Below are 20,372 nucleotides of genomic sequence, written 5' to 3' on the forward strand. Positions count from 1 at the left end.
GGCCCGGCGATGAGGCATGGTGGCCGCATGGCGCAGCCCACGGTCGAGGAGTTCCTGGCCACCCTGGACCACCCGCGGGCGGACGACGTCCGCCGGCTCCGCGCGGCGATCATGGCCTCGGACGCCGACCTCACCGAGCACGTGAAGTGGCGGGCCCCCAGCTTCTGCTCCAAGGGCGTGGACCGGGTGACCTTCCGACTGTTCCCCGTCGACCACCTGCAGCTGGTCTTCCACCGCGGCGCGAAGCCGCTGGAGACCGCCGGCTTCGAGTTCGGCGACGACACCGGGCTGCTGCGCTGGGCCGACTCCGACCGCGCCGTCCTCACCCTCGGTGACTCCGCCGACGTCGCGGCGAAGGAGGCCGCGATCGTCGCGCTGGTGGAGCGCTGGGTGCGGGTCTGAGTCAGTCGCAGGCCGGCCCGTCGGGGACGTCGACCTGGATCTCGGTGCCCAGCTGGGCGTCGGCCAGCGGCAGGTCGTCGCCGGACCAGAAGCTGCCCGGGTCGTAGGCGTTCAGCGGCCGGTTCTTCGGCAGCAGGCCCATCGCGGTGTAGGTGGTGGCGACCAGCTCGGCGCAGAAGACCGTGTCGTTGGTCTGGTGCCGGCGCAACTTGCCGTTGACCCAGCCGTGCGCCAGGTGCCGGGTGGTCGGGAACGGCTTCCCGTCCAGCCGGGCGATGGTGCGCAGCACGGTGTCCTCCATCTCCCGGGTCACCCCGCCGTCGTCGGCCGGGCCGACCAGCTGCCGCAGCCAGGCCTGCTGCCCGTACCGCTTCTTCCAGACACAGACGGCGTCGGAGAGGTCGTGCAGCTGGACGCCGCGCTGGTGCCGGCCCGACCACACGTCGGCGAGTGAGTGGCCCAGCTCGGCGTGCCAGAGCAGCGGCGGCAGGTCGTCGAGGACGACGGCCATCCCGACGTGGTTCACCGGGGCGTTGGTGAGCGTCTGGATGGCCCGGTCGGCCAGCGAGGCGCCGCGGAAGACCCAGACGTCGCCGGTCCGGGTCAGCTCGACGGCCTCGTGCAGCGACAACACACGACCGGAGGTGCGGGACACCGCACGAGAGTGAGCCACACCACTACCGTAACGGCTCATGCGCCCCTCGAAGCTGCTCGGAGTCGCCGGGATCGTCGGCGTGGCCGCGACCGGCGCCGTCCTGGTCCGCCACGAACGCCACCGCCGGGCCTACTCCGCCGAAGAGGTGCGGGCCCGGCTGCAGGGCCGGGTGGCCGACGTCGCCATCGCCGACGCCGACCCGGACATGGTCCCGGACTGGCCGGCGGAGGTGCAGCGCCCCAAGCGCCACCCGCTGGAGGCCCTGCTCAGCTCGGTGATGAAGATCGGCCCCCTCCGCCGGTTCTGACGAAGGACCCCCTCTCCCCCCACCCCTCGCAGGCTCGGGGCGGGCCCCTGAGAGGGGGCCATCAGGCAGCGCCGGGCGGGAGCGCCGTCCCCTCGTCCTTGAGGACGACGCCGGAGGCGCCCAGCCGGCGGGAGGCCTGCAGCAGCGCGACCAGGGTGTCGGCGGCCTGGGCGTAGCCGAGCCCGTGCGGGGGCCGGACGTTGGAGATGCAGTTGCGCTCGGAGTCCGCCCGCCCGGGCCGCGGGCCGTGCGTCAGGTACAGCCCCAGGCTGTCGGCGGAGCTCAGCCCCGGCCGCTCCCCCACCAGGACGACGACGATTCCGGCGCCCAGCGCCGCGCCGATCGGGTCACCGAGCGCCACCCGCGCCTGGTGGGCCAGCACGACCGGGGCGACCGACCAGCCGGGCAGCCGGTCGAGGACGGCGGCGACCGTGCCGGCGGCGTGCTCGTGCACGGCACGGGGCGACAGCCCGTCGGCGACCACCAGCGCCAGGTCGTGCGGTCCGCCGGGCAGCTGCGTGTCCGCGGCCGGCTGCCGGCCCAGGTCGGGGCGCTGCAGGTAGGTCGTGCGGTCCGGTGCCCGGCTGTGCACCTCCAGCACGTCGAGCCCGACGCCGGCCGCGGCGAGCGCGGCGCGCACCCGGTCGGCGTCCAGCGCGGTGTGCACCGCGTCCCGGGCGGCCGCGTGCGCCGCCCGGAACTCCAGCTCCCGCGCCGTGGGCAGCCCGTCCCCGGCCCGCCCCAGCGCCACCCGTGCCCGGGTCGCCTCCCGCAGCACCGCCCACGGGTCGTCCGTCCGGCCATGTTCGCCAACATGGCCGTCGTGGGCCGACGGCCGGTCCGCCGTGTTCCGGCCATGGTGGCCAACATGGCCGTTGGGGGTGGTCATCGGGCGGCGGCGAGGAGGGTGCGGGCGGCGGGGGCGTCGGGGGTCAGCTCGCGGACGCGGCCGGCGTCATCGAGCAGGTCCATCCGGGCCAGCCACGCCTCGAACTCCGGCGCCGGGCGCAGGTCGAGCACCGAGCGGGCGGTGAGCACGTCGGTGAACGACAGCGACTGGTAGTGCAGCATCACGTCGTCCGAGCCGGGGACGGCGATGACGAACGCGCAGCCCGCCGCACCGAGCAGCAGGGTGAGGACGTCGGTGTCGTCGCCGTCGACGTCGGTGTGGTTGGTGTAGCAGACGTCCACGCCCATCGGCAGGCCGAGCAGCTTGCCGCAGAAGTGGTCCTCCAGCCCGGCCCGGATCACCTGCTTGCCGTCGTAGAGGTACTCCGGGCCGATGAACCCGACGACGGTGTTGACCAGCAGCGGGTCGAAGTGCCGGGCGACGGCGTAGGCACGGCACTCCAGGGTCTGCTGGTCGACCGGGCCGTCGACGCCGTGGTGCGCGTCGGCCGACAGCGCCGAGCCCTGCCCGGTCTCGAAGTAGGTGACGTTGTCCCCCACCGTCCCCCGGCCCAGCGCCAGCGCGCCGGCGCGGGCCTCGGTGAGCTGGTCCAGCGTGATCCCGAAGCCGCGGTTGCCCGCCTGCGTGCCGGCTACGGAGGCGAACACCAGGTCGACCGGGGCGCCGGCCTCCAGCGCCCGCAGCGTGGTGGTCACGTGCGCCAGCACGCAGGACTGGGTGGGGATCTCGTAACGGCTGATCACCGCGTCGACCAGCTCCAGCAGCGCGATCGTCTGCGCCGGGTTGTCGGTGGCCGGGTTGATCCCGATGACGGCGTCCCCGGCGCCGTGCAGCAGGCCGTCCAGGATCGAGGCGGTCACCCCGACGGCGTCGTCCGTGGGGTGGTTGGGCTGCAGCCGGGAGGCCAGCCGGCCGGGCAGGCCGAGGGTGCCGCGCAGGCCGGTGACCACCCGGGTCCGCCGGGCGACGGCGACCAGGTCGGCGTTGCGCATGAGCTTGGAGACAGCGGCGACCATCTCCGGGGTCAGCCCGCGGGCCAGGGCGGAGATGGCCACCTCGTCGCGCTCGGCGGCCCGGGCCAGCAGCCAGTCGCGGAACTCCCCCACCGTCAGCGAGGCGACCGGGGTGAAGGCGGCGCCGTCGTGGGTGTCCAGGATCAGCCGGGTGACGTCGTCCTCGTCGTAGCCGACGACCTGCTCGGTGAGGAAGGTGGCCAGCGGGACGTCGGCGAGCACGTGCTGGGCGGCGACCCGCTGGGCCTGCGACTCCGCGGCGACCCCGGCCAGCACGTCCCCGGAGCGGGCCGGGGTGGCCTTGGCCAGGACGTCGGTGAGCGAGCGGAACTCGTGGGTGTGCCCGCCCAGCGTCGTCCGGCGGACGGTCATCTGACGTCCTCCTCGGCGGCGGCCAGCAGCGCGAACTCCTCCTCGGGGGCGGAGGCGACCAGGTGGTGCCGGCTGTAGAACGCGAACCAGCCGATGAACACGGCGTAGGCGGCCAGCGTCCAGCCCGCGGCGACCGGGTCGACCAGGAACGTCGCCAGCACCGCGGCCGCGGCGAGCACCAGCGCGACGCCGGTGGTGACCGTGCCGCCGGGCGTGCGGTAGGGCCGGGGCAGGTCGGGCTCGCGGCGGCGCAGCACGATGTGGCTGACCATCATCAGCACGTAGGAGACCGTCGCGCCGAAGACGGCCATGTTGAGCAACATGGCCCCCTGGCCGGTCAGCGAGAGGGCGAAGCCGATCGCGCCGGGCACCAGCAGCGCCAGCACCGGCGCCTTGCGGGCGTTGGTCACCGACAGCGCGCGGGGCAGGTAGCCGGCGCGGGAGAGCGCGAACGTCTGCCGGGAGTAGGCGTAGATGATCGAGAAGAAGCTGGCGACCAGACCGACCAGGCCGGCGTAGTTGATCACCGTGGTCAGCCCGCTGGACGCCCCGGCGACCTCGAGCGCCTCCACCGGCGGGTTGCCGCTGGCCGACATCGCCTCCGAGCCACCCGCCCCCGCGGTGAACACCAGCATCAGCACCGCGAGCACCAGCAGCAGGCCCATCGCCGCGACGATCCCCCGCGGCATGCTCCGCGCCGGGTCCCTGGCCTCCTCGGAGGCCAGCGGCACGCACTCCACCGCCAGGAAGAACCAGATGGCGAACGGGAAGGCCGCCCAGATGCCGATCAGACCGAAGGGCAGGAACTCCGAGGCACCGGCGGCGTCGGTCGGCGCGATGTCGGTCAGGTTGGCCCCGTCGAACGCCGGCACCGCCCCGACCAGGTAGAAGACCAGCCCGGCCACCGCGACGGCGGCGATCACCAGCATCACCTTCAGCGCCTCGCCGACCCCCAGCAGGTGGATGCCGATGAACAGGGCGTAGGCGGCGAGGTAGACCCACCAGCCGTCGGTGATGCCGAACAGCCCGAGCGACTCGACGTAGGCGCCGATGAAGGTGGCGATCGCGGCCGGGGCGATCGCGCACTCGATCAGCACCGCCACCCCGGTCGCGTAGCCACCCCACGGACCCAGCGCCCGGCGGGCGAAGGTGTAACCACCACCGGCGGTCGGCAGCGCCGACCCCAGCTCGGCCAGGCCGAACACCATCGCCGAGTACATGACCGCCATGAGGACGACGGCGATCAGCAGCCCACCGAAGCCGCCCTCGGCCAGACCGAAGTTCCAGCCGGCGTAGTCACCGGAGATGACCGCGGCGACGCCGAGGCCGGCCAGCAGCACCCAGCCGGCGGTGCCCCCGCGGAGCTGCCGCTTCTCCAGGTAGCCGGCGTCCACGGACTCCGCCTCCACCCCCCGGCCCGGTCCGTGCGCGGTGCGGGCGGCTGCGGGCTCGACGGTCATCTGCGGTCCTCCGACTCGGCACCGGCGTGGATCAGGTGCGGGCCAGCGTGTTCCCCCCGCCGCCCCTGGTCAACGGGGTGCGACGTCTCGGAACACGGTGTTCACACCCGGCCCATCAGGTCCCCGGCCAGCTGCGCTGCGTGCGGGTGACCGAACAGCCCGGGCAGGCCGCCGGTGTGCAGGAAGACGGTCCGCCGGCCCAGGCTAAGCGTCCCGTCGGCGACCGCGGCCGCCAGCCCGGCGAGCGCCTTGCCGGTGTAGACCGGGTCGAGCACCAGGCCCTCGGTGCGCGCGGCCGTGGTCATCGCCACGCGCGCCGCCGGGGTGAGCACCCCGTAGCCCTCGCCGACCTGGTCGCCGCGCAGCCGCAGCTCCCCGACGGTCGCCCCGAGCGCCGTGGCCAGCGCGGAGACCCGTGCCGCCGCGTCGGCGACGGCGCCGGTGTCGACGCCCAGCACCCGCTCGGCGCCGAGCCCGGCGACCAGGCCGGCCATCGTGCCGCCCGAGCCGACCGCCACCACCACGCTGTCCAGGTCGGGCAGCTGCTCGGTCAGCTCCGCCGCGCAGGCCAGGTAGCCCCGCGCACCGGTGGCGGTCGACCCGCCCAGCGGCAGCACGGCAGGCACCTCCCCGGCCGCTTGCAGCTCCGCCGCGACGTCGGCGACCCGGGCGTCGACGTCCTCCCCCGGCGGGACCACCACCAGCCGGGCGCCGAAGAGCTCGGCCAGCGCCAGGTTGCCGGGGCGGGCGGCGTCCGGGGCACCGGAGAGCACCAGGACGGCGGACAGCCCGCGCACCGCCGCGGCGGCCGCGGTCATCCGGGCGTGGTTGCTCTGCACTCCCCCGCTGGTCACCAGCACGGTGGCGCCGGCGGTCTCCGCCTCGGCCACCAGGTGCTCCAGCTTGCGCACCTTGTTGCCGCCGGCGAACGAGGTCAGGTCGTCGCGCTTGACCCACAGGTCGTCCGCGCGGAGCCCGAGCGCGGCGGCGAGCCGGGGCGCAGGCTCCAGCGGGGTCGGCCAGCTGGACAGGCGCACGGGAGCCGGGGTGGTCACGGGGAGCCAGCCTGGCCTGCCGCGGGCCGGCTGACCACCCCCGGGTCAGACCTCCAGCAGCTGCAGGTCGCGCACGTAGGTGCCCGCCCCGCTGCGCACCCGGGTGACCGCCGGGCGCACCGCCGCGCCCATCGGGCGCAGCACCACCGCGACCGGCCGCCGGCCGAACAGCACCGGCTGCGCCCAGCCGGCGGGCATCGCCGGGCGGCGGATCTGCTCGCCGTCGATGCCCAGGACCAGCACCGCGGCGAGCACCGCCATCAGCGCGACCGTGCCCAGCGCGGTGGGCAGCCCGGCGTGCTCGGCCAGGAAGCCGATCACCGGCGGGCCGCCGAGCAGGCCGGTGTAGCCCACGGTCGTCGACAGCGCGACCCCCGAGGGCCCGCCGAGCGCACCGGCCCGGGCGATGGCCAGCGGGAACACGTTGGCCAGCCCCAGCCCGACGAGCACGAAACCGCCCAGCGCCACCGGCAGGGACGACGTCGTGACCGCGGCCAGCGCGCCGGCCGCGGCGACCAGCGCCCCGCCGACCAGCAGCCGGCGCTCCCCCAGGGCGAGCACCAGCCGCCCGCCGGCGAGCCGGCCGACGGCCATCGCCGAGGAGAAGCCGGCGTACCCGGCCGCCGCCAGTGCCGGCGCGGCGGCCAGCTGCTCGCGCAGGTGCAGCGCGCCCCAGTCGCTGAGCGCGCCCTCGCCGTAGGCGGTGGCCCCGGCCACCGCACCCAGCAGCACCAGGACGCCGGTCGGGCGCGTGGCACCACCGCCCGGCGTGACCACGACCCGCGGGTCGGTCGCGCCGGCGGTGGCGTCGGCGCCGACCAGCACCGGCGCGGCCCAGGCCATGACGGCCAGCCCGAGGACGGCGACCAGGGCCAGGTGCAGGCCGACCCCGACCCCGGCAGAGGCCAGCCCGCCGACCAGCGCGCCGAGCAGCCCGCCGGCGCTGAAGGCGGCGTGCAGCCCGGAGAGCAGCGGCCGGCCGGCGCGGGCCTCGACCTGGACGCCGGCGCTGTTGGCCGCGACGTTGACCGCACCGGTGGCGGCGCCGAACACCAGCAGCGCGGCGCACAGCCCGGCCACCGAGGTGGTCAGCCCGGGCAGCACGGCGCAGCCGCTGGCCGCGACACCGGCGAGCGCGGCCACCCGGCCGGTGCCGATCCGCCGGCAGAGGACGCCGGTGGCCTGCATGCAGGCCAGCGCGCCGAGGGACAGGCAGAGCAGGGCGACGCCCAGCGCGGTGTGACCGGCACCGGTCGCGGCACTGACGTCGGGCACACGGGCCGCCCAGCTGCCGAAGACGAAGCCGTCCAGCCCGAAGAGGACGGCGACGGCGAGCCGCAGCCGATCCAGCGACGGCGGCGTCCGGACGATCGGGGTGCGGGCACGGGAGGAGACAGAGATGACCATGGGACCTTCACGGGAGGAGACGCGCGGCACCGCAGCGCGGCGGGGCGGGGCGGGGGTCGGAGAGCACACGACCTCGGGCGCTGGACTCCACGGTGCCAGCCGAACGTGTGCCCGTCGTGTCGATCCGGTGTCCGGTGGGCGTGAGTGTGCGCACGTCGGCGCCTCCCCCGGCATCCGCCGTCACGCCCGCCCCGGCGGTTGCCGGGACGGCGCCGTGGGCACGGTCACGTCATGACCGGGACCTTCACCCGCGGGCTGCTCGCCGGCGCTGCCGGCACCACCGCGCTCAACGCCGTCACCCACCTCGATCGGGCCCTGCGCGGCCGGCCGGCCAGCGACGTGCCGGCGCAGACCGTCGACGCGCTCGCCGACGTCACCGGCCAGCAGGTCCCCGGCAAGGGCGCCGTCCGGGAGTCCCGGCTCAGCGGTCTCGGTGCGCTGGCCGGGATCGTCAACGGCGTCGGCCTGGGCGTGCTGTCCAGCGTGGCCCGCTCGGCCGGGGTCCGGATGCCGTTCCCGGTGGGCACGGTGGTCAAGGGCGCCCTGTCGATGGCCGCCACCGACGCACCGGTCGCCGCCCTCGGGGTGAGCGACCCGCGCGGCTGGTCCCGCGAGGACTGGCTCACCGACGCCGTCCCGCACCTGGCCTACGGCGCGACCGTGCAGGCGGTCGTGTCGGGCCTGCCGACGCCGAAGGAGCGGGTGCTGCCCCGCCAGAAGGCGCGCGCCGGCCTGGTCGCCCGTTCCCTGCTGCTCGGGGTCGCCGCCGGCGGCCGCAGCTCCCTGGGCCTGGCCGGCCCGACGCTCACCGCCACCGACACCGGCGTGGCCAAGAAGCTCGCATCGCTGACCTCCCTGGGTGGCGAGCTCTACGCCGACAAGCAGCCCGGGGTCCCCGACCGCACCAGCCCGGCCGCCCTGCCGGCCCGGCTGGCCAGCGGCGCCGGCGGTGCCGTGCTGCTGTCCCGCCGGCAGGGCGCCAACGCCGCGTGGCCCGTCGTGGCCGGCATCGCCGGCTCCGCCGCCGGGTCCTTCGGTGGCCTCGGCTGGCGCCGCTGGGCGGACGGCCGGCTGCCCGACTGGCAGGCCGGCGTCATCGAGGACGGCGTCGCGCTCGCCCTGGCCCTCGCTGCGTGCCTGCCCGGCCGGCGTCGCTCCACCCGGGTGCGCACCGTCCACCTCTTCGACTGACCGATCCGGCCGCCCGGCTCAGGCCACCCGGCCGGGGCCGCGGCCCAGCCGGCTGACCGGGCTCCGCCGGCTGATCGGGCTCCGCCGGCTGATCGGGCTCCGCCGGCTGATCGGGCTCCGCCGGCTGGCCGGAGCTCCGCCGACTGGCCCGGGCTCAGCCGGCTGACCGGGCTCCGCCGCCTGGCCGGGGCTCAGCCGGGTGGTCGGCGCCGGCTCAGGCCGTCCAGCCGGGGTCGCGGCCGGTCAGGCCGAGCGCACGGTCGAAGGCCGTCGAGGTGGCCGGCACCGGCACCTCGGGGCCGTACCAGCCGCCGTCCCTGCCCAGTTGCGCCAGCGGGGTCACCGCGGCGAGGAGCGCATCACCGAGCGGGGCCGGGACGTCGTAGTCGGCGCCGATCGCCCGGGCAAGGTCCCAGCCGTGCAGCACGAACTCGGCCAGCATCAGCGGCCCGACGACCTCCGCCGGCATCGGCGCGGTGCCCATGAGGGTGTCGCCCTTCCACGCGGCCGGGTCGGCCCATGCGTCGGCGGCGGTGTCCAGCTCCTCGGGGACGGCGGCGGCCCACGCCTCCACCGGCCGGCCGTCCAGGAACGGCGCCGGGGTCAGGCTGTTCGCCTCGTGCTCCAGCGGCATGCCGGTCGCCGACCGCTGGGAGAGGACGGCAGCCCAGGCCAGGTGGTCGATCAGCGCGCGGACGTCGAGATCCCGGCACGGCGTGGGGGCGGTCAGCTGCTCGGGGCGGACGGCGGTCAACACGGTGGACGCCAGGCCGGCGGCGGCGCGCACCGCCGCGGGTGGGCGGAGGGTCTCGGTCACCCGCCCAGCCTGCCCTGCCCGGGACCGGGCGCGGAGCAGCGGTTCAGCGCGGCCGGGCGTCGAGGGCCTGCAGCAGCCACCCGGGGCCGGCCACTTCTGCCCCGGCCGGGAGCCGATCCCGCAGCCCCCGGTCGGCGGTGACGACCAGCAGGTCGTCGTCGCCGTCGGCGAGGTCGGCGGCGGTCGCGACGAGGGCGTCGTCCCCGCTGCCGGGAGCCCGGACGACCCGGACGCCGGCGGGGGCGGCGACGTCCCGGGCCTGCCCCTCGACGACGGCGACCAGCGCGGTGACCGGTACCGGTGCACCGCCGGGTCCGGTCAGCTCGCGCCCGGGCAGGGCGGTGAGCTGGTCGAGCAGCCGGCCGGTGGCGCCGGCACGGTCACGCCACCAGCCGTCGGGCCGGGACCCGACGACGTTGGCGACGTCCACCAGGACGGTGGTCACCGGGTCAGCGGCGGCGGGCGATCGCGAGTGCGGCGGTGCCCGCGGCGAAGAGCAGGCCGACCACGGCCAGCCAGAACAGGCCCTCCACGATGAAGCCGATCACGCTGACCGCGATCCAGAGGACGAGGAGAACCAGCAGCAGGAGCAGGAAGGGACGCACGCCCTGACCGTAGGCCCTCCGGCTCCGGTCAGCTGCCCTCGGACGCGCCCAGTCGCCAGTAGCCCATGAAGGCCACCGAGGTGCGTGGGACGCCGAGGTCGCGGACCAGCCGGCGGCGCAGCAGCTTGACCATCCCCGCCTCGCCGGCGAGCCAGGCGTAGCAGCCGTCGGCGCCGGCCGGGGGCACCTCCCAGAGGATGCCGCCGTCCAGGTCGACGTCCTCGGGCTCCTGCCCGGGGGTGCGGGCGGCGATGCCCAGCTCGCAGAGCGCCGCGTGCACGGCCGGGCCGAGCGCCTCGCCGCGGGCGCGGCTGCCACGGACCAGCCAGCGGACCTCGATGCCGGGGGCGACGTCGAGGCTGAGCACGTCGCCGGCCTCGGGGACCTCGAGCACGGCCATCGTCCGGCGGCCGGCCGGGAGCGCCTCGAGGATCGCGCTGATCGCCGGGACGGCGGTCTCGTCGCCGGCGAGGAACAGGGTGCCGTCGGCCGGCGGGGCCCACTCCACGCCCCAGGCGCGGCCGCTGCCCGCGTTCGCCGGCATCGAGCGGTCGGGGCCGAGGAGCACCATCGGGTCGCCGGCGACGGCGGTGGCCGCCCAGCTGGCGGCGGGCCCGGCGTGACCGTCATCGACGCCGTGCAGCACCACGTCGACGTCGATCTCACCGAGCTGCGGGCGGGCGGCCCGCACGGTGTAGGTGCGCAGGTGCGGACGGCGGTCGTCGGGCAGCGCGCAGTACTCCTGGTACCAGCCGGGGCCGTCGGTGAGCAGGTCGGCGACAGGGGCGCCGTCGCGGGAGAGCACCAGCTTGATCCGCTGGTCGGCGCCGCCGACGCCGAAGCCGGTCAGTTCGGGGCCGCTGAGGGTCAGCCGCAGGAAGCTCGGGCTGATCCGCTGCACGCGGGCCACGGTGGTGCGGAAGAACCGGTAGTCGGGAGCGGCGACCGGCTGCTGGACCACCGGTTGCGGCTCGGCGACGTCCTCCAGGACTGCCGTACCGGCCCGTGCGGTCACCGCCGTGGTCATCGCTGCTCCTGCGCTCGTCGAGACCGGCTCGTGCGCAAACCGGACGTTGGTGAGGCTAGCCTCACCAACCCAACGAAGGGAACCCCCGAACCCGAACTCGCGTCGGCCCGCTGTCACCCGGCGGGGACGCGGGTGTGCTCGGTGGCAATCTCGACCAGCCGGCACAGCCCGTTCACCAGCCGGAGCTGCTCGGGGGTCTGCACCGGGGAGGTCAGCAACGCCGGGCTGCCGACCAGGTAGGCGACCGTCTTGGCCCGGGAAAGGGCGACGTTGAGCCGGTGGCGGTCGAGCAGGAAGTCCAGCCGCCGGGGCACGTGCGCACCGCTGGAGGCGGCCAGGCTGAAGACGGCCACCGCCGCCTCCCGGCCCTGGAACTTGTCGACCGTGCCGACCTCCACGTCCGCCAGGCCCACCCCGGCCAGGGCGCTGCGCACCTGGTTGACCTGGGCGTTGTACGGGGTCACCACCAGCACGTCGGCCGGGGTCATCACCCGCTCCCCCGCCCCGGTGCACCAGCTGCGCCCGACCAGGTCGGCCACCAGCGCGGCGACCACCGCCGCCTCCTCCGGGGAGGCCGACCCGTTGCCCTCGTGCGTCACCGGGATCCAGCCGACCCCGGCCGGCGCCGCCCAGCGGGCGGGCACGTCGAGCGCGTTGCCCGCGGTGACCGGAGCCGGCTGCAGCTCCCCGCGGTAGGACAGCTCGGACACCACCCGGCACAGCGCCGGGGCCATCCGCCAGCTGCGGTCCAGGAAGACGCCCCGGTCGGCGGTGAGCACCTCGGCGTCGCCGAGCACGTGCTGCAGCGCCGAGACGTCCGCGCCGTCGGGGTGGATGCCCCGGCCCGGCTGGCGCAGCTGCTGCGGGTCGCCGAGCAGCACCAGGCTGGTCGCGGCCCGGCTCACCGCCAGGGTGTTGGCCAGGGACAGCTGGCCGGCCTCGTCGACCACCAGCACGTCCAGCCGGCCGGCCAGTTCCGGCCGGGCGAACAGCCACGAGGTGCCGGCGACCAGGTCGACGTCCCCGCCGTCGAGCGCGTCGACGACGGGGCCGTTGGCGGTCACGCAGCGCACGTCCGCGTCCCGGCAGCGCTGCAGCTCGTCGGCCTTCTGCAGCGCCCGGATCGGCACCCCCGCCTCCCGCGCGGCCACCATCACCGCATCGAGCAGGTTGCCGATCACCTTGTGACTGGAGGCGGTGACGCCGACGCGCTTGCCGGCGCGCACCAGGTCGACCACCGCGCGCGCCCCGGTGTACGTCTTGCCCGCGCCGGGCGGGCCCTGCACCGCGAGCACTCCCCCGTCGAGCACGCCGGCCAGCCGGCGCGCGGCGGCCGCGGACTCCTCACCGGCCTCCCGCTGCGGCGCCCCGTCGAGCAGCCGCGGCGGCCGGCGCAACAACAGGTCGCGGGCGGCGCGGAACGGCCCCGGCGCGTCGATCCCACTGCCGGCGACCTGCTCGCCGAGATCGGCCAGCGCGGCCCGGAACACCGCGTCGCCGGGCGGCGAGGTGGGCAGCAGACCGGTCGGGTGCTCGAGCGAGGCGGCCGCGCCGCGGGCCAGCACCACCCAGCCGGCGGTGGCGTCGATGTCCACGACCGTGCTGGACGGCCGCTTGCCGTCGCCGCCGGGCAGCAGGTGCTCGTAGCGGCTGCCGGCGGACACCTTGGTCTCCTGCGGCGGGAACGTGTAGCGCCAGTGCACCGACCGCCCCTGCGCCCCGACGAGCTCAGCACCCTCCAGCGGCCCGAGCGCGGCGGTCTCCCGCTCCAGCTCCTCGGCGGAGGAGTCGTGCAGCCGGAAGTACTCCCACCAGGCCGCCCGGGCCTCGCGGGCGTGCCAGCCCAGCTGCTGGGCCAGCAGCCAGGTCGCCTGCTGGTGCGGCGTCCGGTCGACGTCGGGCAGGCCGGCGGTGAGCCGCTGCTCCAGCTCCTCGCGGAGCACCTGGGCCGCGGCGTTCTCCGCGGAGCCCTCGGGGTCGCCGTCCTCCGGCCGCCCCAGCCGCGCGCCGGAGGCGAGCAGCTCGGTGCGCCGGGCCTCCAGCCAGTCGCGCAGCTCCCGGGTGGAGACGCAGTCGTCGCGGTTGTAGGCCTCGATCTGGTCCAGCAGCGCCTGGTCGCGGGTGGCGAGCCAGCGCTCGAAGGCGACGATGCTCTCGCCCGCGTCGGAGACGTCGGCCCCGTGGGCCCGGGTGTGACCGCGGTAGTAGTCCTCGACCTGCTTGATCGAGTAGGACTCCTTGCTCAGCCGCAGCCCCTGCCGCACCACTGCGTAGAGGTCGACGAGCACGTCGCCCCGCAGCAGCCGGTCGACCTCGGCCTCCCGGGTCTGCAGCCGGGCCGACAGCGTCTTCAGCCGGGTCGGCTCGTAGGGCGCGTAGTGGAAGACGTGCATCGCCGGGTCGGCGGCGTGGGCGGTGGTCAGGTGGTCGACCAGCTGCTCGAAGGCAGCGCGCTCGGCGGCCGACTGGTCGGCGGCGGCCGGATCGCAGCCCCAGAAGGCGGTGAACTCCCCGGCGGTGTCCAGGACGCCCCAGAGGTACTCCAGCCCCGCGTCGCCGGCGAACGGGTCACCCTCGATGTCGAAGAACAGGTCACCGGAGCTCGGCGGGGGTAGCAATTCGAAGCCCCGCCCGGCCTCGCGGGGCAGGAACTCGTAGGACGGCTCGCCGGTGGCCCGCTCCGCCACCTGCAGCCGGGCCTGCTGGGTCAGCCGCTCGCGCGAGGAGCGGCCGATCGGCTCGGGCAGGTCGTCGGGCTGCCGGGCGGCCAGCGCGGTGACCGTCGGGATGCCGGCCTCGACGAGGGCGGTGGCGTGGTCGCGGCGCATGAAGGCGACCAGCGAGAGCGAGTCCTCCGCGCGCCAGCGTTCGGTGCAGGTCTCCCGCCACGGGCAGACGCCGCAGTGCGCGTTCGGGTAGGGCGGGGCCAGCTGCCCGTCGGCGAGCCGGTCGAGGAACCGGGTGCGGGCCGCGCGGGTGTAGGCCTCGGCGTCGGCGTACCGGAACACCAGCTCCTGCTGGTCGCCGGTGACCACGGTCAGCAGCTCGGGCGGCACGCCCTGCAGCCCGGCCAGCAGGTCGCCGTAGAGGGCCATCTGCAGCAGTGCCGGCACCTTGATCCGCCGGGCGAGCTTGGTGTCGGCGACGTCGTAGGCCCAGTCGCCGAGGTCGCTGACCCGGTCGGTGCGCTTGAGCAGGAAGTCGGCGTGCCCGCGCCACCGGCCGTCGAAGAAGGTGGCCTGGTAGACCACGTCGGCGCCGGCCCGCATCGCGGCGAGCGTCTCGACCTGGGCGCGGACCAGCCCCGCGGCGTCCTTGCCGGCCGGCCCGGCGATCTCCACCACCGTGAGCCCACGGTCGCGCAGCCGCTGGACGTGCCGCTCCTCGTGCGCCATGCCGTGCGCGGCGACCAGCTCGGTCATCGGGTCGACCGCCGGCGGCCGGCTCCGCTCCCCGCGGGCGACCTCCATCGACAGCCGGGTGAGGTGCTCGCACTCCAGGAAGCCGGTCAGGTCGCTGGCGCTGACCACCAGCGTGCCGTCGGACTGGTACACCGGTTCCTCCGTCCCGTCCTCCGGCGGAGGACCGGGGCCGACCGTACGGTCGGGGTACGACGATCCCGCGGGCAGCACACCCGTTGACGACAGCCCGACGGGGGGCGACCGTTTGGGGCAAGAGACGTACCGGTAGGAATCCAGCGTGTCCGCGACGTTGCACTCGGTGGCTGCCGCCGCCGGGGTGAGCACCAGCACGGCCAGCCGTGCCCTGTCCGGACACCCCGCCGTGCTGCCCTCCACCCGGGCCCGGGTGGAGGCGGCCGCGGCGGCGCTGCAGTACCAGCCCAACCGGATGGCCAGCGCGCTGCGCACCCGCCGCACCGGCCTGCTCGGCCTGGTGGTCAACAACCTGCGGACGGCGACCTTCCACACCATCGCCGAGAGCCTGCAGGGCTGGGCCGCCGAGCAGGACTACCAGGTGCTCGTCTGCACCACCGGCGGTGACCCGGGCCGGGAGGCGGCGTTCCTGCAGACGGTGCGCCAGCACTCCTTCGACGGGGTGGTCGTCGCCGGCTCCGGGGCCAACACCGACCTGATCAACACCCTGGTCCGGGAGGGCCGGGCGGTGGTAACGATGAACCGCGAGGTGCCCGGGTCGCTGGCCCCGTCGGTCATGTCGGCCTACGAGACGGCGGCCCGGCTGGCCACCGAGCACCTGCTGAGGCTCGGCCACACCCGGATCGCCGCGATCGAGGGCCCGCCGGAGATCACCTCCGGGCGGCTGCACCACGCCGGCTTCGCCGCCGCCATGGCCGCTGCCGCGGTGCCGGTCCAGGCGGAGCTGGTGCACCGCGGGCCGTTCACCCCCGACTTCGGCCGCGAGGCCGCCGGCGTGCTGCTCGCCCTGCCCGAGCCGCCGACGGCGCTGCTGGTGAGCAACCACGAGGCGTCCTTCGGCGCCGTCCCGGTGCTCGGGGACAGCGGGCTGGGGGTGCCGGACCAGATGTCGGTGGTCTGCACCGAGGACGAGCCGTTCTACGAGTGGTGGTCCCCTGGTCTGACCACCGTCGACAACCGGGCGGAGCTGCTCGCCCGGCGCGCGGCGGCCCTCCTGCTGGCCCAGCTGACCGGCGAGGCCGCGGCACCGCTGCGCCGGGCCGAGCTGGTCGAGCCGGTGCTGGTGGCCCGCGGGTCGACCGCACCGCCGCGCTGACCACCCCCGGCCCCGGTGCGACCGGGGCCGGGCGTGGATCGACTCAGCCCAGGACCTCGGCGAGCTGCGGGGTGAAGCTGTCCAGCAGGTAGGGCAGGCTCAGCGCGCTGGCGAACTGCAGTGCGGCGTAGTCGTCGTCGACGATGAACAGCGACCGGCCCTCGGTCACGGTGGGCAGGCCGGCGAGCACCGGGTCGCCCTCGATGCCGGCCCGCTCGGCCTCGGAGCCCACCTGGAACACCAGCACGTCGGCGTCCAGCAGCTGGGCCTCCTCCCGGCTCACCGTGCCGTAGAAGTCGCTCTGCGCCGCGGCGTCCAGCGCCGGGTCGACGGTCATGCCCAGGTCCAGGAAGAACCGGGTGCGGGTGTCGTCAGAGGTGTGGAAGGGGTACTCGCCCTCGTACGCCGGGCCGGAGAGGGTGACCGTCCTGCCGGCGAACTCCGGGTGCGCGGCGGCGGCCTCCTCGACCTGGGCCTCGACGTCGGCGATCAGCTCCTCCGCGCGCTCGGACTGCCCCAGCGCCTGGCCGGTGATCCGGGTCTGCTCCTGCCACGGTGTGCCGAAGGCGATGTGCTCCGCCGGCTGCACGACGGTCGGCGCGATCTCCGAGAGGGTGTCGTACTCCTCCTCCGTCAGGCCGGCGGTCACGGCCATGATCAGGTCCGGCTGCAGGGCGGCGATCTGCTCGGGGTCGACCTCCGCGCGCGGCAGGATCTCCGGGTCGGCGTCCCCCGCGGCCTCGTCGGCCCACGGGAAGAAGACGTCGTCCTCGGGTCCGAAGGCGTAGCGGACGCCGACCGGGACCACCCCGAGGGCGAGGATCGCGTCCTGCTCGGTGTAGCCGAGGGAGACCACCCGTTCGGGCTCCTCGGGGATCTCGGTCGTGCCGTAGGTGTGCTCGATGCTCACCGGGAAGGCGCTCTCGCCGGCGGCACCGGACGACGCGTCGTCCTGACCGTCGTCGGAGCCGGACGCACAGCCGGCGAGGGCGGTGGCCGCCAGGGTGCCGAGGGTGAGGCTGCTGATCAACGTGCGTCGCCCGAACGGCGACCGGGTGCGGGACATGCGCACTTTCTACCTCAGGCAAGCCTTACCTAAGTAGTGGGTCCCGTCGCCGGTCCCGGACCAGCCCGGCGAGGGCCGGTCAGACGACCCGCTCGAACACCGCGGCCAGCCCCTGACCACCGCCGATGCACATCGTCTCCAGGCCGTACCGGGCCTCCCGCCGGCGCATCTCGTGGGCCAGGGTGGCCAGGATCCGCGCTCCGGTGGCGCCGACCGGGTGGCCCAGCGAGATGCCCGAGCCGTTGACGTTGACCCGGTCCCGGTCGCCGCCGTCCAGACCCCACTCCTGCAGGCAGGCCAGCACCTGGCTGGCGAAGGCCTCGTTGAGCTCGATGAGGTCCATGTCCGACAGCTTCAGGCCGGTCTTCTCCAGCACCGCGGCGGTGGCCGGCACCGGGCCGATGCCCATCGTCTCCGGGGGCACGCCGGCCACCGCCCAGCCGGTGAGCCGGACGAAGGGCTCCCAGCCGCGGCGGTCGGCCTCGGCGCGGGTGGTCACGATGCACAACGCGGCGCCGTCGTTCTGCCCGGAGGCGTTGCCCGCGGTCACGGTGGCCTCCGGGTCGACCCGGCCCATCACCGGGCGGAGCTTCGCCAGGTCCTCCATCGTCGTGTCCGGGCGGGGGTGCTCGTCCTCGGTGACCAGGCGGGCCGGCGTCTTCCGGGTGGCCGGCACCTCGACCCCGATGATCTCGTCGGCGAACCGGCCGTCCCGGATCGCGGCGCCGGCGGCCTGCTGCGAGCGCAGCGCCCAGGCGTCCTGCTCCAGCCGGTCGATCGAGCACTCGCGGCGCACGTTCTCCGCCGTCTCCAGCATGCCGCCGGGCACCGGGTGGTGGACGCCGCCGGCGGTCTCCCGGGCGCGGGCCAGCCGGTCGTGCAGCATCACGCCGTCGCCCTTCGCGCCGGTGCGCAGCCCCAGGGCGTAGTGCTCCACGTTGCTCATCGACTCCACGCCACCGGCGACCACGACGGTGCCGGAGCCGGCCGCGACCTGCATCGCGGCGTAGATCACGGCCTGCAGGCCCGAGCCGCAGCGCCGGTCGATCTGCAGCCCGGGCACCTGCACACCGAGCCCGGCGTCCAGCGCGGCGATCCGGCCGATCGCCGGGTTCTCCCCGCTCGGGCTGCAGTTGCCCAGGATGACGTCGTCCACCTCGCCCTCGCCGAGCCCGGCGCGCTCGGCCAGGCTGCGCAGCGCGGAGGCGGCCAGCTCGTTGGCGGAGAGCCCGGCGAAGACCCCGCCGAAGCGGCCGACGGGCGTGCGGACCGGGGAGCAGATGACGACGTCGTCCATGCGCCCACTCTGCCAGCCCTCCCCCGGCCAGGCACGGGGCTCGGCACGAACGGCGACGCCCCTCGCCCGGCGGACCGGGGAGGGGCGTCGTCGCAGGCGGGAGGTCAGTCGCGGGGCTTGGCCATCGCCTCGTGCGCGGAGGACTTGAACGCGTCGGGCAGCACCTTGTTCGCCGCGCCCTGCACCTTGGTCATCAGCGAACCGGCGGTGAGCTTCTTCTCCCCGCTCATCATCGCCTCGAAGCCCTGGGCGGCGACCTGCGCCGGGTCGTCCTTGGAGCCCTTGCCGATCGCGGTGTCGTCCAGGTCGGCGCGGGTGAAGAAGTCGGTGTCCGTCGGCCCGGGCATCAGGGCGGTGACGGTGACCGCGGAGTCCTTCAGCTCCTGCTGCACCGCCTCGGTGAGCGACTGCACGAAGGACTTGGACGCGTTGTAGACGGGCTGGTAGGCGCCGGGCATGGTCGAGGCGATCGAGGAGGTCACCAGCACCCGGCCCTCGTTGCGACCGGTCATCTCCACCAGGCAGAGCTTCAGCAGCGCGGCGGTGGACACGACGTTGAGCTGCATGATCTCCAGGTCGTCGGCCCAGTCGGTGTCGACGAAGGCGCCACCGCGGCCCACGCCGGCGTTGAGCGCCGCGGCGTTCAGCGGCCGGCCGAGGCCCTGGACCGTGGTCCACAGCTTCTCGATGCCGTCGGGGGTGCGGAGGTCGGCCTGGACGGGGAGCACCTCGGTGCCCTCGGCCCGCAGCCGCGCCGCGGCGGTGTCGATGGTCGGGTCCTCGGCGTCGATCACCAGGTCGAAGCCGTGCTGGGCGAACTGCTTGGCGAGCTCGAACCCGATCCCGCTGGAGGCGCCGGTGACGAGTGCGAGGGGCTTGGTGTCGGTCATGTCCAGGCCGGTACCCAGCCGCCCGCGCCCCGTCACCCCGATCGCCCGACTTCCGGGCGGGCCTGGGCGCGCACCTGCCGGACGTCGATGATCCGCTCGCCGGCCGCCCGCACCGCGGGCACGAGGGCGAGCGCCGCATCCCGGCGGGCGGCCAGCGCGGCGGGAGTCGACACCCCGAGCAGGTCCGCGGTGACCTCGCGGAACCGCTGAGCCGCGCGGCTCACGACGAGGGACGGCGCGTCGGTCGTCAGGACGGTGAGGCACCGGCCCCACGTCGCCACGACCCAGAACACCGCCTCCCGGTGGTCTCCTGCTGCCACGAGCTCCCGACTGCCCTGGACGGTGACCGGACGGGCGTCGGGAGTCAGGTCGGCGGAGAAGGGGAACGGCGTCCGGGCCACGGAGGCGACCTGGTCCAGCACCGGTTCCAGCTGGTCCAGGTGGTGCTGCACGGCGGAACCATCACGACCACCCGCGTCGACCAGATCGACCAGGCTCCCGTACAGCTCGAGCTGACCGTGCTCGGCGAGCACCTCCCGGGCCGCCACGAACCGACGACGGACCGTCGGCGGGCGGAGTGCTGCGACCAGCGGCACCTGGGTGGGCAACGTCGCGGGGAAGAGCCATGTGAGCACCTGCTCGTGCCACGGCGCCGCAGGATCCAGGGCGGCCGACCTGGTCACCATCCGGATCAGCACGTCCTCGCAACGGGCCTGTACGGCTTCCGGCGCAGCGAAGGACGGTGCGATCTCGGTGCGCAGCCGCGCCAGGTGCCCGGTCGGGTCGGCGAGCACGTGGTCACCGGCGAAGCTCGGTGCCAGATAGTGGGTCCGGGCGACGACGGCAGGATCGGCGACCTCCGACCACGGCAGCTCGGTCACCTCCAGCAGCACGCCGTCACACCGCAGCTTGCCGGGCTTGGCCGGGACGGCCGGACCGTTGCGGAGGACGACCACGACGTCGACGTCCGAGGTCGCCGGCAGTTCGGCATCCGGTGCCAGTGCGGTGACCGAGCCGGTCAGGAACGCACCCGCGACCTCCGGCCGGTCCACGGCGTGCTGCTGGACCCGGCGGTGTGCAGCGGCCCGGGCATCCGCTGCCGAGGTCACCTGCTCACGCCGAGGCGCCGCTGTGGTGGCGCAAGCCCACCCGCCAGGCCAGGCGGGTCACGGCGACTCGAGCCCGATC

Annotated in this window: 19 protein-coding genes; 4 read left to right on the top strand and 15 right to left on the bottom strand. The window is 75.4% G+C overall.

Annotation, left to right across the window (positions count from 1 at the left end; all coding sequences use genetic code 11):
• Positions 1 to 27: 27 nt before the first annotated feature.
• A complete protein-coding gene (locus Q1A09_RS16705; protein ID WP_299957297.1) occupies positions 28 to 402 on the top strand; it encodes a DUF1801 domain-containing protein in 375 nt (124 codons plus the stop codon).
• A gap of 1 nt (position 403) precedes the next feature.
• Here the strand turns inward: Q1A09_RS16705 and Q1A09_RS16710 are convergent, their stop codons facing one another.
• Positions 404 to 1,057 carry a hypothetical protein gene (locus Q1A09_RS16710; RefSeq protein ID WP_299957300.1) on the bottom strand — a complete coding sequence of 218 codons (654 nt, stop codon included), beginning with the start codon at positions 1,055 to 1,057 and terminating at the stop codon, positions 404 to 406.
• Between the two features lie 37 nt (positions 1,058 to 1,094).
• Here Q1A09_RS16710 and Q1A09_RS16715 point away from each other — a divergent pair, with 37 nt between their 5' ends.
• Positions 1,095 to 1,364 carry a hypothetical protein gene (locus tag Q1A09_RS16715; RefSeq protein WP_299957303.1) on the top strand — a complete coding sequence of 90 codons (270 nt, stop codon included), beginning with the start codon at positions 1,095 to 1,097 and terminating at the stop codon, positions 1,362 to 1,364.
• A 61-nt stretch (positions 1,365 to 1,425) separates the two neighbouring features.
• Here the strand turns inward: Q1A09_RS16715 and eutC are convergent, their stop codons facing one another.
• The 5 genes from eutC to Q1A09_RS16740 form a co-directional block, all read right to left on the bottom strand.
• Positions 1,426 to 2,253, bottom strand: a complete 828-nt coding sequence (gene eutC / locus Q1A09_RS16720; RefSeq protein ID WP_299957305.1) for an ethanolamine ammonia-lyase subunit EutC — start codon at positions 2,251 to 2,253, stop codon at positions 1,426 to 1,428.
• Positions 2,250 to 3,659, bottom strand: coding sequence for an ethanolamine ammonia-lyase subunit EutB (locus Q1A09_RS16725; RefSeq protein ID WP_299957308.1), 1,410 nt, complete (start codon positions 3,657 to 3,659; stop codon positions 2,250 to 2,252). Before Q1A09_RS16725 ends, eutC begins: the two co-directional genes overlap by 4 nt.
• On the bottom strand, positions 3,656 to 5,119 hold the full coding sequence (eat, locus tag Q1A09_RS16730) for an ethanolamine permease (RefSeq protein ID WP_299957311.1): 1,464 nt from the start codon (positions 5,117 to 5,119) through the stop codon (positions 3,656 to 3,658). The genes Q1A09_RS16725 and eat overlap by 4 nt, the downstream gene beginning before the upstream one ends.
• 101 nt (positions 5,120 to 5,220) lie before the next feature.
• Positions 5,221 to 6,174 carry a pyridoxal-phosphate dependent enzyme gene (locus Q1A09_RS16735; protein ID WP_299957314.1) on the bottom strand — a complete coding sequence of 318 codons (954 nt, stop codon included), beginning with the start codon at positions 6,172 to 6,174 and terminating at the stop codon, positions 5,221 to 5,223.
• A 45-nt stretch (positions 6,175 to 6,219) separates the two neighbouring features.
• Complete coding sequence (locus Q1A09_RS16740) at positions 6,220 to 7,581, bottom strand: MFS transporter (protein ID WP_299957317.1); 1,362 nt, start codon at positions 7,579 to 7,581, stop codon at positions 6,220 to 6,222.
• Between the two features lie 231 nt (positions 7,582 to 7,812).
• On the opposite strand from Q1A09_RS16740, the gene Q1A09_RS16745 reads away from it, so the two are divergent.
• Positions 7,813 to 8,772, top strand: coding sequence for a hypothetical protein (locus Q1A09_RS16745; protein WP_299957320.1), 960 nt, complete (start codon positions 7,813 to 7,815; stop codon positions 8,770 to 8,772).
• Between the two features lie 214 nt (positions 8,773 to 8,986).
• Here the strand turns inward: Q1A09_RS16745 and Q1A09_RS16750 are convergent, their stop codons facing one another.
• The 5 genes from Q1A09_RS16750 to Q1A09_RS16770 form a co-directional block, all read right to left on the bottom strand.
• On the bottom strand, positions 8,987 to 9,589 hold the full coding sequence (locus Q1A09_RS16750; RefSeq protein WP_299957323.1) for a TIGR03086 family metal-binding protein: 603 nt from the start codon (positions 9,587 to 9,589) through the stop codon (positions 8,987 to 8,989).
• A gap of 43 nt (positions 9,590 to 9,632) precedes the next feature.
• On the bottom strand, positions 9,633 to 10,034 hold the full coding sequence (locus tag Q1A09_RS16755) for a hypothetical protein (protein ID WP_299957326.1): 402 nt from the start codon (positions 10,032 to 10,034) through the stop codon (positions 9,633 to 9,635).
• Between the two features lie 4 nt (positions 10,035 to 10,038).
• The gene (locus Q1A09_RS16760; RefSeq protein ID WP_299957329.1) at positions 10,039 to 10,194 is read right to left on the bottom strand and encodes a hypothetical protein; all 156 of its coding nucleotides are present in this window, start codon (positions 10,192 to 10,194) and stop codon (positions 10,039 to 10,041) included.
• Between the two features lie 28 nt (positions 10,195 to 10,222).
• Positions 10,223 to 11,221 carry a siderophore-interacting protein gene (locus tag Q1A09_RS16765; RefSeq protein ID WP_299957332.1) on the bottom strand — a complete coding sequence of 333 codons (999 nt, stop codon included), beginning with the start codon at positions 11,219 to 11,221 and terminating at the stop codon, positions 10,223 to 10,225.
• Positions 11,222 to 11,334: 113 nt separating this feature from the next.
• Entirely contained in the window at positions 11,335 to 14,775 is a 3,441-nt protein-coding gene (locus Q1A09_RS16770) for a TM0106 family RecB-like putative nuclease (RefSeq protein ID WP_299957335.1), read from the bottom strand.
• Between the two features lie 145 nt (positions 14,776 to 14,920).
• On the opposite strand from Q1A09_RS16770, the gene Q1A09_RS16775 reads away from it, so the two are divergent.
• Complete coding sequence (locus Q1A09_RS16775) at positions 14,921 to 15,931, top strand: LacI family DNA-binding transcriptional regulator (RefSeq protein ID WP_299957338.1); 1,011 nt, start codon at positions 14,921 to 14,923, stop codon at positions 15,929 to 15,931.
• Positions 15,932 to 15,974: 43 nt separating this feature from the next.
• Here Q1A09_RS16775 and Q1A09_RS16780 read toward each other — a convergent pair whose 3' ends face one another.
• The 4 genes from Q1A09_RS16780 to Q1A09_RS16795 all read right to left on the bottom strand — a co-directional run bounded on the left by Q1A09_RS16780 (position 15,975) and on the right by Q1A09_RS16795 (position 20,293).
• The gene (locus Q1A09_RS16780; RefSeq protein WP_299957341.1) at positions 15,975 to 16,997 is read right to left on the bottom strand and encodes an iron-siderophore ABC transporter substrate-binding protein; all 1,023 of its coding nucleotides are present in this window, start codon (positions 16,995 to 16,997) and stop codon (positions 15,975 to 15,977) included.
• 79 nt (positions 16,998 to 17,076) lie between these two features.
• The gene (locus tag Q1A09_RS16785) at positions 17,077 to 18,294 is read right to left on the bottom strand and encodes an acetyl-CoA C-acetyltransferase (protein ID WP_299957344.1); all 1,218 of its coding nucleotides are present in this window, start codon (positions 18,292 to 18,294) and stop codon (positions 17,077 to 17,079) included.
• Between the two features lie 104 nt (positions 18,295 to 18,398).
• Positions 18,399 to 19,184 carry an SDR family oxidoreductase gene (locus Q1A09_RS16790; RefSeq protein ID WP_299957347.1) on the bottom strand — a complete coding sequence of 262 codons (786 nt, stop codon included), beginning with the start codon at positions 19,182 to 19,184 and terminating at the stop codon, positions 18,399 to 18,401.
• 32 nt (positions 19,185 to 19,216) lie between these two features.
• Positions 19,217 to 20,293 (bottom strand): hypothetical protein, encoded by a 1,077-nt coding sequence (locus Q1A09_RS16795; protein ID WP_299957350.1) that lies wholly within the window; start codon positions 20,291 to 20,293, stop codon positions 19,217 to 19,219.
• Positions 20,294 to 20,372 lie beyond the last annotated feature (79 nt).

The sequence above is a fragment of the uncultured Modestobacter sp. genome (genome assembly GCF_947486615.1).
Classification (GTDB): domain Bacteria; phylum Actinomycetota; class Actinomycetes; order Mycobacteriales; family Geodermatophilaceae; genus Modestobacter.